The organism is Pseudomonas syringae pv. coryli str. NCPPB 4273 (genome assembly GCF_000972175.1).
Taxonomy (GTDB): Bacteria; Pseudomonadota; Gammaproteobacteria; order Pseudomonadales; family Pseudomonadaceae; genus Aquipseudomonas; species Aquipseudomonas syringae.
On the sequence record NZ_AWQP01000002.1, the window covers coordinates 30,399 to 43,228 of the forward strand.

Below are 12,830 nucleotides of genomic sequence, written 5' to 3' on the forward strand. Positions count from 1 at the left end.
ATGAAATTCATCGAGCTGTTAAAAAACAGAAAAATACGCAAGCAGTTGCGCAAACTCGACAAACTGGAGAGGCTTGCGCAGAAGATCAGACTGCAATACCCGCGAGCCGAAGTGGGTGTAGGCACGTACGGCGCGCCGGATATCGTCGAGTTTGGTGATGACTCCGTGCTGCGCGTAGGGTCCTACACTTCGATTGCTGAAGGGGTGAGGATTCTGCTGGGTGGTGAGCACCGCACAGACTGGATCACGACCTATCCATTTCCCGCAATGGTCGAGCAATTGGCAGATATCAAGGATTACTCCCCCAGCAAGGGTGATGTCACCATTGGCAGTGACTGCTGGATCTGCGCCAACGCGCTCATCGTGTCAGGCGTCACGATCGGTCACGGTGCAATCGTCGGTGCTGGCGCGATGGTTGTACGCGATGTCGCCCCCTATTCGGTTGTCGGTGGTAATCCGTGCAAATTCATCCGTTGGCGCTTTGAAGAGGATGTTCGTCAACTGCTGCTGCAGACGGCCTGGTGGGACTGGCCCATGGAGGAAGTCAAATCCGTGGCACGGACCTTGTGCAGCTCGGACATGGACGCCTTCCTCTCATACGTTCGCCAGCGCCAGGCCACATCACGGCCATTGGGCAACTGACTGGCCGCAAAAGCGCCTGTGCGTTCGGACCTGCTTCAGAAATGCCATGTCGGTTTGCATTTATTTCGAGCCTCATGGCCCGAATGATCTGGCAGAATAAGGCATTGGCCTGACTCGACCAGGCAGTCGCTAAAATGATAGAGGGCGTTATGAGTCAAGAAAGCATCAACTGGGACACTCTGGGTTTTGATTACATCAAGACCGACAAGCGCTACCTTTCTCATTGGCGCGACGGTGCCTGGGATCAGGGCTCACTGACCGAGGACAACACGCTGCATATCAGCGAAGGGTCGACCGCGCTGCATTATGGTCAGCAGTGCTTCGAGGGGCTCAAGGCCTACCGCTGCAAGGATGGCTCGATCAATCTGTTCCGTCCCGATCAGAACGCCCAGCGCATGCAGCGCAGCTGCTCCCGCCTGTTGATGCCCCATGTCCCGACCGATGTGTTCATTGAAGCCTGCAAGCAAGTGGTCAAGGCCAACGAACGCTTCATCCCGCCTTACGGTTCCGGCGGTGCGCTGTACCTGCGCCCGTTCGTCATCGGTGTGGGTGACAACATCGGTGTGCGTACCGCGCCTGAGTTCATCTTCTCGATTTTCTGCATTCCGGTGGGCGCCTATTTCAAAGGTGGCCTGAAGCCGAACAATTTCGTCATCTCCGGCTACGACCGCGCTGCGCCCAACGGGACAGGCGCGGCCAAGGTCGGCGGTAACTATGCTGCCAGCCTGATGCCCGGTTCCGAAGCCAAGAAGCACAGCTTTGCAGATTGCATCTATCTCGATCCGCAGACCCACTCCAAGATCGAGGAAGTGGGTTCGGCCAACTTCTTTGCCATCACCAAGGACGATGTGTTCCTGACGCCCAAGTCACCATCGGTGCTGCCGGGGATCACCCGCCTGTCGTTGATCGAACTGGCAAAATCCCGCCTGGGCCTTACGGTCGAAGAAGGGGATGTGTTCATCGACCAGCTCGGCGAGTTCAAGGAAGCGGGCGCATGCGGTACGGCTGCGGTCATTACTCCGATCGGCGGGATTTCCTACAAGGACAACCTGCACGTGTTCTACAGCCAGACCGAAGTCGGTCCTGTGACTCAGCGTCTGTACAAGGAGCTGACCGGCGTTCAGTCCGGTGACATCGAGGCGCCAGCCGGCTGGATCGTCAAAGTCTGATGAGCTGACCCGGATCGTTCCAGCGTCGAACGCTGGAACGATCCTCGACCCAATGCTCAGGCTTCAGGTGTTTTCCCTTCCTCAAGCGGCTCCTTCGCCGGCCCCAGCACGATCGCCAGATGCCGCAAGTCGTCGACCTCCAGGCCATAGCTTTTGCCTGACGGGCTCTGTGTGACCGTTCCCAACGCATACACCGTGAAAAACTTCACGTCCTCCGCATGGCTCAGCAGCTCACTGATGTAGCGGCTGGAGCGATAGGCCTGCATCTGCGCAGGCGACACGTAGAGCGTCACCAGTTTGCCGTCCAGACGGTCGAAGAACCTGAACTTGAAGCCCAGCCCGTAACGCTGCTCGATCAGACCACCTCCGAACAGCACCCGGCCGTTATCGCCTGATTGCGCGTATTTGATATGGCGAAAATACGAGCGCAGCGACACTTCTCCCTGGCCCGGAATTTTCAGCTTCAGCAGCTTGAAGTCTTCCAGTGACAGCTCTGCCTTGGCCTGCCGATAGCTGTCCACCAGCCGCTCGAGGTTATTGGTGCGTGTTTCGCTGTAGCGAGCAGTCGGCGGCTTGGCAGGTTCTGTGACCGGAAGCGTTGCAGCAGGGCGCTGAGCGCCAGCATCGGGCCTTTCCGGGCCGGACGCGTCTTTGGTCGGCGCTTTGATGACCGGGTCGAAGATATCGATGTAATCGTCCAGCTTGCGTTTGGCCTTGCGCAGGCGTGTCTGTACATCGGTTTCTTCGACCGGATCGTTCGGTTCTTCCTCTGCTTCTGCGCGCTCATCCACCCATTCGCAGCCCGAGTGATGGTCGTAATGCGGGTTGGCGCGAAAGTGCGCGGCGACGAAGGTCGGGTTGTCCTGTGGCTTCACGTCATAGCGAACCCCGGTAACCTTCGCGCCCATTGCCCTGCACGCCTCGGTCGAGCAGAGAAACTCGAAGCGTGCGCGTGGCGGCTCCTGAGAGAAGTATTCGCGTCGGGCAGCGGCGATCGACAGCTCCTGCTGCAGTTCCACACAGTACGCACGGGTGATGGGTTTGCTGGGCTTCATGCTCGTTTGGCTGCCTTCCAGTGAAAGTTGCCGTAACACGCTATTTCACCCGGACACGCCTTGCAACCATTACACAGCAAGACGTCGAAGGCAGTGCCCGGCAAAACTGCTTCACACTCACTCGGCGGGCACTGCCAGCCATTCCCCCAGCGCCTGCTGATACTCGCCGGTGGCCTTGCTCAGGTGCAGCCATTGGTCCACGTAGCCTTTCCAGGCGACATCGTCGCGTGGCAACAGGTAGGCCTTTTCGCCGTATTGCATGGACCGGGTCGGATTGACCGCACACAGGCCGGGCATGCGTTTCTGCTGGTAGAGCGCTTCGGAAGCATCGGTGATCATCACGTCAGCTTTCTTGTCCAGCAGTTCCTGGAAGATGGTCTTGTTGTCGTGAAATGCCAGGGACGCCTTTGGCAGATGAGCGCGAGCGAAGGCTTCATTGGTGCCACCAGCGGGTTCAATCAGGCGCACAGAGGGCTGGTTGATCTGCTCGACCGTCTGATACAGGGCCTGATCGGCGCAGCGGACCAGCGGGATTTTGCCATCGACGTCCAGCGTGTTGCTGAAAAACGCTTTTTTCTGGCGTTCCAGACTCACCGAGATGCCACCCATACCGATGTCGCATTTACCGGCCACCATGTCCGGCATCAGGTTTTTCCACGTCGTGGGCACCCACTGCACATTTACCCCCAGGCTCTTGGCCAGTGAACGGGCCATGGTGATATCGATGCCTTCGTACTCACCGTCTTCGCGCAGCAGGGTGTAGGGCTTGTAGTCGCCAGTGGTGCAGACAGCCAACTGGCCAGCTTGCAGCACCTTGTCCAGATGCGAGGTGTAGTCCTGAGCCTGAGCCATGCCTGTGATACCCAGCAGCAGGGCGGTCAGGGCGCTGTATTTAAGATTCATCATCAGTCTGGATGCTCTCAGCGGTGCAGTCGGTTTTATTGGAGTCGACAGATTGCTTCATTTGTCAGGTCGATGTGAAGCTGTAATCAAAACATGCCGTTGGCCGGGGGAGGGTAAATCAGGGGTTGAACATTTCGTAAAAAAGCGTAATGTTGTGCCCCATGATTCTTGAGCAAATCAAAGCGGTCGGCAATGACACTCGCATGTTGATCATGGAGTGGCTGAAAAACCCGCAAGCCCATTTCCCTCCCCAGGACCACGGTGATCCGGCGATAGGCGTGTGCGTGTCGCACATTCAGGCCAAGGCCAACCTGTCGGCTTCTACCGCGTCTGCGCATCTGGCCATCCTGCAACGTGCCGGGCTGGTTCAGGCAACGAGGATTGGCAAGTGGACCTATTTTCGCCGTGACGAGCAGGCCATCGACCGGTTTGCCGACAGGCTCAAGAAAGAACTCTAGGCTTTGAGCGCTAATTATACATTTCGTCATTTTGCGTAATGTTGAATTGATAGGAGATTGACCATGAGCAACACAACCATCTACGTGCAGGCTGGCGGCGGCTACGATCAGGTCAGCGTGGGCGAAAGCGAAGTGCTTGCACCGAAAGCCGGTGAGATCACTGTGCGTCTGCACGCCAACTCGCTCAACTATCACGACTTCGCGGTCGTCACCGGCATGTGGGCACCGACGGAAAAACGCATTCCCATGGCCGATGGTGCGGGCGTAGTCACCGCAGTAGGCGAGGGCGTCAGCGAGTTCGCCGTTGGCGACTCCGTGGTCAGCACGTTCTTCCCGGAATGGATCAGTGGCGAGCCGCTGGTTGAAGGTTTTGTCACAGTGCCGGGTGACGGCGTCGACGGTTATGCCCGCGAGCAGGTCACTGCCCGTGCCACCTCGTTCACCCTTGCGCCAAAGGGCTACAGCCATGCCGAAGCGTCCACGCTGACCACCGCTGGCCTGACCGCGTGGCGTGCGCTGATGGTCGATGACGCGTTGAAAGCCGGCGATACCGTTCTGGTACAGGGCACTGGCGGTGTATCGATTTTCGCGTTGCAGTTCGCCAAGATGGTCGGTGCGACCGTTATCGCCACGTCGTCGAGTGATGAAAAGCTGGAGCGTCTGCAAGCCATGGGCGCCGACCACCTGATCAACTACCGCAAGGACAGCAACTGGGGCGAGACTGCCCGCAAGCTGACCGGCGGCCGCGGTGTGGATCACATCATCGATGTGGGCGGTCCATCGACCCTGCAGCATTCCATGAATGCGGCCCGGGTCGCTGGCCACATCTCGGTCATCGGCATTCTGAGCGGTGTTGCCGGTCAACTGGAATTCGTCCCGGCGCTGGTCAAACAACTGCGCATGCAGGGCGTGCTGGTCGGCAGTCGCACCCAGCAACAGGACATGATCCGCGCCATTGATGCCAACGGCATGCGTCCGGTCATGGACCGGTCCTTCCCGATGACCGACATCGTCGAAGCGTTCCGTTATCAGGAAACCAATCAGCATTTCGGCAAGATCTGCCTGGATATCTGATCCGCAACACTGTGCTGTTAACTGAGCACAGATGAACAGCGCTGGCCTGCCGACCCTTGTGTCGGCAGGCCAGTCGTGATGTTTTGCATTACTTTCCCCGGCGATCCCCGTTCATTTCCCTGCATCAAGTTCGCAGGTCTGTGGTCACATCCTCTGTGGCATGAAAGACGTTCGTGCTGTGCAGCCTCCGCGCTGCCTGGTGCCACGTTCAATTCGATTATCAGATCAGGGACGCATTGAAATTATGAAACCTCATCTTTTGCTAGGTCTGCTTGGCGTTTTCTCTTTCGGTGTTCAGGCTGCATCGCTGGACGTTCCGGTCAATCTGGTCAGCGCTGATGGCGCGCCCAAACCTATCGGCAGCGTTACGGTGAGCGAAACGCAATACGGCTTGCTGTTCACTCCGAATCTGAAAGAGCTGCCTGCAGGCATCCACGGTTTTCATGTGCATGAAAACGGCAGTTGCGAAGCAGGTACCAAGGACGGCAAGAAGGTCGCTGCCCTCGCAGCTGGCGGTCACTTCGACCCGGCCAAGACCGGCGAGCATCTGGGGCCTTACGCCGATGGCCATCTAGGCGATCTGCCTGCGCTGTACGTGGCTGCTGACGGCACTGCCACTTATCCGGTGCTTGCCCCACGCCTGAAGAAACTCTCGGAAGTCAAAGGCCACGCGCTGATGGTTCACGCCGGCGGCGACAACCATTCCGACCAACCGGCACCTCTGGGCGGTGGCGGTGATCGTGCTGCCTGCGGCGTGATCTGATGGTGCACGCCTGCATCCGTTTCGGGTGCAGGCAAGCCAATGGTTGCAGCTTTCTCGCGTGAGTGAGACGGGCGCTACACCTTTCTCTCCACGACGCTGCGCAGAGCAATCACGCGTGCTTGAGCGCATCCCCATGATGCATCGCCGAATGACCGGTCTTGTCGCTTTTCACTTCGTACTGCGGATCGTCCTTTGAAGCGGGCCGATGTTTGCCCATGAACTCCACGTCCTGCACATGTACTTTGGTGACTTTGCCATGCACCTGGCCTGCCTCGGAGTTCCAGTGTACGGCGTCACCAACTTTGAATGCGGTGGTCATTCAGATGTCCTCGAGTGGGGAGCGACTGATCTGCGGCGTTCGCTCGTTACTGTTCGGAGTGTTCGGCGGGGGAAGAATTCACTGTATTTGATCGGGTGGTTGGCCTTTATCTTGCTCATGTATCCGCAGTTCGTTAAGAAGGAAGTGCTGACATGATGAAGTGGCTTACAGGCGCACAGATTACCAATGATCAACCCCGGGCTGTTGCTGACGGCGTCTTGCAACACGGTCGCGCATTGTCCGAGGCGAAAGGGGGAGTGGCTGATCCTATTGCCTGCATGATCATGGAGAACGATCTATTGATTGGCGGCGCCACAGGCCGAACCGAGTTTCAGCGGCTGTTTGTGAGTTATCTCTGGATCGATGCCGGGTCGCGCGGAAAAGGGCTCGGGGCGCAGACGCTGCACAGACTTGAAGCCTTGGCCATCAAGCGAGGCTGTACTGACGCGCTGATCGAAACACTGGATGACGATGTCGCCAGCTGGTACGCGCGTTGCGGTTACGTGCCGGTTGCATGTCTTCCCGGCTACTGTGGCCCCTGGAGCCGGCATACGCTATTGAAGTCGTTCGCTGGACAGGACGACATGTGAAAAAGTCAGGTGTGCACTGTCATCTCGTTTTAAAAGGGGATTCTCGCATCATTACTCTTGGTGTAAGTTGAAAAGTTTCCTGATCAAACGATCAGAAAATTCGTACTTTGCCTGCCAAGGAATGCCTTCAATAATGAACGTGTCACTCAAAAAGCTGGCCGTCTCCACCCTGATACTGGCCAGTCTCTCGTCATTCACCAGTCTGGCAAACGCCACTGTCACTGCACAACAGAGCGCCGTTATCCTCAAGACATTCAGTGATACATCGGTAAAGGATTTCAGGCAGTTTCTGAACAATCTTGCCAGTGCTGATATGGTTAAAACTGCCGATTTTGGCCCGGCCATCAGTGCCTTTCTCGACAACAAACAACTTTTCGCAGCGCAACAAAACGACATTCATCGCTTGCTCGGTTTGTATACCCGCATGAAGTACGGCAGCGCGGCCACTGAAACGCTGCGCGAGCTGGTAGCGATTCCCACGGTTCGTGTCGACGGCGTTGCCCAGCATGAAAACCCGGCATTCATAAAGATCGCTGACAAGATCAAGCGCCTGGCCGAGGGCTTCAATCTGAAGTTCCGTAACGTCGATAACCGTGTGTATGAAGTGTCGCTCGACGGGGCCAGTGATGAAGTGGTGGGCATTCATGTGCATGCCGATGTTGTACCAGTCACGCCGGACAACTGGGTCTTGCCTGACGGCACTCGTCTGGACCCGTTCAAGGTGACGTTGATCGGTGATCGCATGTACGGACGCGGCACCGAGGATGACAAGAACGGTATTGTGGTGGCGCTCTATGCCATGAAAGTCATCAAGGAAGAAAAACTGCCGCTGGCCAGAAACTTCAAGTTGCTGATCGATACCACGGAAGAAACGGCCGGTGACGCCATCCCTTACTATTTCGAGCGTAACCCGACGCCCGCCTACAACCTGGCGCTGGATGGCGGTTACCCGGTCGTGATTGCCGAAAAAGGTTACGGCACGATCATGGCCAGCTTTGCCCGACGCAAGGCTGAAGGCGAGGGTGCCGAGATCGTTTCAATGACCGGGGGTATGGCCACCAATCAGATTCCATCGAAGTCGGTCGCCACTCTGCTGACTGACAAACCTGCCGAGCTGGCTGCAAGTTTGCAACAGGTCGGTGCCGAGTACGTGAAAAGCAATGGCGGTGACTTCGAGGTCGATGCCAGGGGCGACGGCAAGGACGTCAAGCTGACCGTGACCGGCGTGTCCGCGCACTCATCGGCACCCCAGTCCGGCGTCAACCCGGTCGCGAGGATGCTGGACTTCATTAACAGTCTGCAGGGCAAGGTTGCGCTTAAACACAACCAGATCACCGATGCTGCTAGCTATGCCGCCGACAACTGGGGACTCGATTACCTGGGCAGCAAATTGGGCGTCGGCTTCTCCGACGACTTCATGGGGCCTCTGACCGCATCCCTGACGTACGTCGCAATGGATGAAAAGGCATTCAAACTTGCGGTCAATCTGCGTTTGCCGAAAGGCAAGTCGCCGCAGGTGCTCAAGTCCGAAATCGCCGAAAAGCTCGCGGCCTGGAGTACCAAGACCGCTATCAAGCCAGCGTTCGACTATTCCATTGCCGAGCCGATGTACCGCAATCCCGAGGGTGAGTGGGTCAAGGCGCTGCTCGCTGTGGCCAGTGAAAATCTTGGTATGGCACACACCTTTGGCACGTCGGCTGGCGCTACGTCGGTCCATTCATTGCCCAACGGTGTGCAGTTCGGCCTGGCGAGACCCGAAGTCAAATACACTGGTCATACGGACAACGAGTTCAAGACCACCGGGCAGTTCTTGCTGGATCTGCAGATCGTCACCGAGATGATGGGGCGTATCGGACAGCTGCCGAAGCTCTGACACGACGCTCGGGCCTGTTGCAAGGACAGGCCCGGGTTCGATGCGCAGGCAAACGAGGCGGACAATGGGTAAATCCGAGCCTTGGCCTAAGCGCATTCCACCCGGTTGCGGCCCAGACGCTTGGCCTGATAAAGCGCCTTGTCTGCACGCTGAATGAGGCTGGCAGCCGATTCTCCGGCGCTGAGCTCTGCAACGCCCAGTGAAATGGTCACCGACCCTGTTTCCGGGATCACCAGGCTTTCAACGCTCTTGCGAATGCGCTCCGCGAGTTCGGCCGCCTGTTTCAACGAGCTGTCGCGCACCAGGATCAGAAACTCTTCTCCTCCCCATCGAGCGGCGACGTCCAGCAGGCGGATACGCTGTTTGAGGATGGCCGCAACGCTGGTGATTACGCTGTCGCCGGCAGGATGGCCATACCGGTCGTTGACCGCCTTGAAATGATCGATATCGCAGATGATCAGGCTGAACGGCTTGCCCGACATGCTCACCGCAGGTATCTGTCGCTCAAGCGTATGCTCGGCTGAGCGACGGTTATCCAGCCCGGTCAGCGGATCGCTGTGAGCAATCTCCAGCAACTTTTGTTCACGGCCCAGGCGCGTGGTTACATCCTGGCTGATGCTGACATAGTGGGTGATTGCGCCCTCCAGGTTACACAGCGGCGAAATGCTGTGTTCCGCATAGAACAGCGAGCCATCCTTGCGCTTGTTGATGAAGGTCGTGCGAAGCGGGGCGCCACTCTTCAACGCTTCCTTGAATTGCGCATAGAACGCCTCATCGTGTTTTCCAGAGCTCAGCATCCGCGGGTTTTCGCCGAGGATTTCGCTGCTGCTGTAGCCAGTGATCTGCTGAAAGGCCTCATTGGCAAACACGATGGTGGAATTGCAGTCGGTGATGATAATCGGATCAAGCGCAGCGTTCAGTGCCTGCGCCAGCAGGTGTTGCTCCCGCTCGGCGCGGATGCGCGGGCTGATGTTCTGCTGCACGGAGACAAAGTTGCACACCGTGCCTGCATCGTCGCGCACGGGAGAAATTTTCCATTCGACGATGTAAGGACTTCCGTCCGCGCGGTAATTGACTGTCGACCCTTCGAAAAAAAGACTTTCGCTCAGGCATTCGCGCATCCGCTCGATCACTTGAGGATCGGTGTCCGGGCCTTGCAGGATCCGTGGCGAGGCACCGATCAATGCCTCGGCCGTGTAGCCGGTCATGGAGCAGAAGGCCGGATTGACGTACACGATGAAGGGACCGCCATTTGCCAGATTGGCGTCGGTGATCAATACGGCATTGAATGACTGTTCAACAACTGCTTCAAGCAAGGCAAGACGCTGGCTGGATGAGGTCATCTGATTTCCTGTCGAGTGATCCGTTAATTGATCGCGGCTCTGATCAGATAATGTGTGACGCAATGCCGGTTGGACAATGGATGCCGTGAGTTGGACCGCAGGCACTGAGCACTGGTTGCACTGGCACTATACCCACATGAATAAACGGGTGCATGACGCCCATCACGACGGTATTCAGTACGCTGCGCAGAGCTTCCTGGATCAGTTACCAGATCATTGGCAAGATTTTACAGGTAGGGACACATTACAAGACAGCATGCTCACGCTCAGGCTGCGCAATGGCCGGGAGTCATTCCGGCCCATCACCGTCGGCGTAAATCAGGCAGTGCATTCGGCAGCAGACTTGATGATATGCAGCAGTGCCTCTGAGCGCATCGGCCTGTTCAGCAGATAGCCCTGAAAGTAAGGGCAGCCCATTTTGCGCAGCAGGTTGTATTGCTCCGCTGTCTCCACGCCTTCCGCGGTGATATCCAGATTCAGCGCTCGGCCCAGCGACAGGATGCTGCTGACAATGGCTTCGCTGCGCTCATACGTCATCATTCGGGACACGAAGGACCGATCGATCTTCACCGCATCGATCGGGTAGCGGTCGATGTAGCCGAGCGAGCTGTAACCCGTGCCGAAGTCATCCAGCGCCACTCGCACGCCAAGCTGCCTGATCTGTCGGAGAATCTCCGCGATCGCGTCAGGCTGATAGAGAAACACCGATTCGGTGACCTCAATCTGAAGCTGGCCCGCAGGCAGGCCGGTGGCGGCGATGATCCGTGTCACCTGATCGACGAATCCAGGGTGGCTCAACTCTTTCCCGGACACATTGACGTTGAGCCTCAGGTCCAGGTGAGAAAACTCCTTGCGCCAGGCCTGCACTTCGCTACACGCCTGATGCATGACCCAGGCCCCCAGCTCATGAATGATCCCGAGGTCTTCGGCAATCGGGATGAACGCATCGGGGGAAATGATGCCCATGGTGGCATGGTTCCATCTGACCAGCGCCTCGACCCCGACCAGGTGTTCACAGTTACCGCTGTAGATCGGCTGATAAAAGACCAGGAAGTCCTTGTCTTCCAGTGCCTGGCGTAGCGCGTTCTGAATCACCAGCGTATCGATCGCCGCCTCGCGCATCGAGGTGTTGAAGATGCTCCAGCGCCCTCTGCCCTGTTTTTTCGCGGAGTACATGGCCACATCGGCATCACGCAGCAACTCTTCGGGCTTGGTATGGCTTTCACCTGCGGTGACAATGCCGATGCTGCACGAGATGAAAATGTCCTGGCCTTCGATCTGTATTGCCGTGTGCAATTGACTGACGATACGTTCAGCCATTTTTACGGCAGTCTCAGGCTGATCCTTGCCCATCAGCAGGATCGCAAATTCGTCGCCGCCGATTCGTGCCAACACGTCATTCGAGCGGACGCAGGTCTGCAATCGGTTCGCGACCGCCTTGAGCAACTTGTCCCCGGCCAGGTGCCCCATGCTGTCGTTGACCACCTTGAAGCCGTCCAGGTCCAGAAACAGTACCGTTGCCCGTTCGTAACGAGAATCACGGGTTGCAAATGTCGTGGTCAACTCGTTCATCAGGTAAGCGCGGTTGAACAGCGAGGTCAGCTCATCGTGAAAAGCGATATAGGTCAGCTCTTCGGAAATGCGTTCGCGTTCCTCCAGCCGGCTCTGTAGCGCAAGCTTTTCCTCCCACTCCAGCCGAGCTCGCTGAGCCAGTTGCTGAGACTCCTTGCGCTCGGTGATATCGCGCTGCACGGACACCCAGTGGGTGAACCAGCCTTTTTCGTTGGCCACCGGCACAATGCTCAGCTCGACCCAGAACTGGCTGCCATCCTTGCGGGTGTTGAGCAGTTCGACCTCGACCGGTCGCCAGTGACTGAGCGCCTCGCGAATAACGTCCAGGGTTGCCCGACTGGTGTCCTCACACTGCAGGATCCGGGGCGTGCGGCCTATGACTTCCTCTTCAGTGAAGCCGGTGATCGCCAGGAACGCAGGGTTGCAATAGACGATACGCGGGCCGGGCAGATCGATGGGTTCCGCTTCGGTGATAAGAATCGCGTCATTGGCGTTGATGACAACCGATTCAAGCAAGCGCAGGCGTTCGAACGAAGTCACCAGCGGATTGTTGGCCTCGGGATCACGCCCCGGTTGCAGGTAAGTGCGAATATGAACCGCCTGGGCCTGCAGCGCGTAGCGTTGCGCTGCGCTCAGCACCGTTGCGTCATCGCTGTTGCTCAACAGCATTGCGCCGAGCAACTCATGCCTGAAGCCACGGATAGCGACGTAGATCAGCGTCGCCCCCGTGTTGGTTTCCATCGCATTCGCCGGGCTGTCCTGACCGACCAGCACCACGTCGCCATACGACGAGATCATCCTCAACCATGCCTCACCCGCTTGGGGCAGGCTTGGACCAAAGGTAACCAACTGCTCCCAGCCTGTAGCGCTGGATACCATCAGTAAACCGGCGGTGCACGAGGCGGAGTGAGCAGCGGCCTGCAATACCTTGGCAACATCTTCAATATTCGTCGGTATGACGTGGTCGTGCTCATAGCCCTGTGGGTTCATCGATCACTATTCCTGAGTGGCGCGCATGTGTGGCCCGGATCATGTTTGGCAGCGCATAAGCGGTGGATCCGTCCTGTGG

General features: G+C 57.6%; 12 protein-coding genes. 7 read left to right on the forward strand and 5 right to left on the reverse strand.

The annotated features are described in order from the left end of the window. The gene (locus tag P406_RS00555) at positions 1–642 is read left to right on the forward strand and encodes a CatB-related O-acetyltransferase (RefSeq protein WP_003415305.1); all 642 of its coding nucleotides are present in this window, start codon (positions 1–3) and stop codon (positions 640–642) included. A 149-nt stretch (positions 643–791) separates the two neighbouring features. Next, positions 792–1,811: a branched-chain amino acid aminotransferase gene (locus P406_RS00560; protein WP_003314085.1), complete on the forward strand. Its 1,020-nt coding sequence runs from the start codon at positions 792–794 to the stop codon at positions 1,809–1,811. Positions 1,812–1,867: 56 nt separating this feature from the next. Here the strand turns inward: P406_RS00560 and P406_RS00565 are convergent, their stop codons facing one another. Both P406_RS00565 and P406_RS00570 read right to left on the reverse strand, forming a co-directional pair. Continuing rightward, the gene (locus tag P406_RS00565) at positions 1,868–2,866 is read right to left on the reverse strand and encodes a hypothetical protein (RefSeq protein WP_046235007.1); all 999 of its coding nucleotides are present in this window, start codon (positions 2,864–2,866) and stop codon (positions 1,868–1,870) included. A 117-nt stretch (positions 2,867–2,983) separates the two neighbouring features. Beyond that, a complete protein-coding gene (locus P406_RS00570; RefSeq protein WP_046235008.1) occupies positions 2,984–3,772 on the reverse strand; it encodes a transporter substrate-binding domain-containing protein in 789 nt (262 codons plus the stop codon). Between the two features lie 146 nt (positions 3,773–3,918). On the opposite strand from P406_RS00570, the gene P406_RS00575 reads away from it, so the two are divergent. The 3 genes from P406_RS00575 (at position 3,919) to sodC (ending at position 6,064) form a co-directional block, all read left to right on the forward strand. Next, entirely contained in the window at positions 3,919–4,227 is a 309-nt protein-coding gene (locus P406_RS00575; protein WP_017277782.1) for an ArsR/SmtB family transcription factor, read from the forward strand. 63 nt (positions 4,228–4,290) lie between these two features. Then, positions 4,291–5,301, forward strand: coding sequence for a zinc-dependent alcohol dehydrogenase family protein (locus tag P406_RS00580; protein ID WP_003365244.1), 1,011 nt, complete (start codon positions 4,291–4,293; stop codon positions 5,299–5,301). Positions 5,302–5,545: 244 nt separating this feature from the next. Beyond that, entirely contained in the window at positions 5,546–6,064 is a 519-nt protein-coding gene (gene sodC / locus P406_RS00585) for a superoxide dismutase family protein (RefSeq protein ID WP_046235009.1), read from the forward strand. Positions 6,065–6,173: 109 nt separating this feature from the next. Here sodC and P406_RS00590 read toward each other — a convergent pair whose 3' ends face one another. Then, entirely contained in the window at positions 6,174–6,383 is a 210-nt protein-coding gene (locus tag P406_RS00590) for a hypervirulence associated TUDOR domain-containing protein (protein ID WP_003320186.1), read from the reverse strand. Positions 6,384–6,535: 152 nt separating this feature from the next. Between P406_RS00590 and P406_RS00595 the strand changes: the two genes are divergently transcribed. Together P406_RS00595 and P406_RS00600 are read left to right on the forward strand one after the other, a co-directional pair. Next, positions 6,536–6,973, forward strand: coding sequence for a GNAT family N-acetyltransferase (locus P406_RS00595; protein ID WP_046235010.1), 438 nt, complete (start codon positions 6,536–6,538; stop codon positions 6,971–6,973). Between the two features lie 133 nt (positions 6,974–7,106). Continuing rightward, the gene (locus tag P406_RS00600; RefSeq protein WP_046235011.1) at positions 7,107–8,846 is read left to right on the forward strand and encodes a dipeptidase; all 1,740 of its coding nucleotides are present in this window, start codon (positions 7,107–7,109) and stop codon (positions 8,844–8,846) included. Positions 8,847–8,932: 86 nt separating this feature from the next. Here the strand turns inward: P406_RS00600 and P406_RS00605 are convergent, their stop codons facing one another. Together P406_RS00605 and P406_RS00610 are read right to left on the reverse strand one after the other, a co-directional pair. Beyond that, positions 8,933–10,189 (reverse strand): sensor domain-containing diguanylate cyclase, encoded by a 1,257-nt coding sequence (locus P406_RS00605; RefSeq protein ID WP_046235012.1) that lies wholly within the window; start codon positions 10,187–10,189, stop codon positions 8,933–8,935. A gap of 318 nt (positions 10,190–10,507) precedes the next feature. After that, entirely contained in the window at positions 10,508–12,751 is a 2,244-nt protein-coding gene (locus tag P406_RS00610) for a putative bifunctional diguanylate cyclase/phosphodiesterase (RefSeq protein ID WP_003409015.1), read from the reverse strand. Positions 12,752–12,830 lie beyond the last annotated feature (79 nt).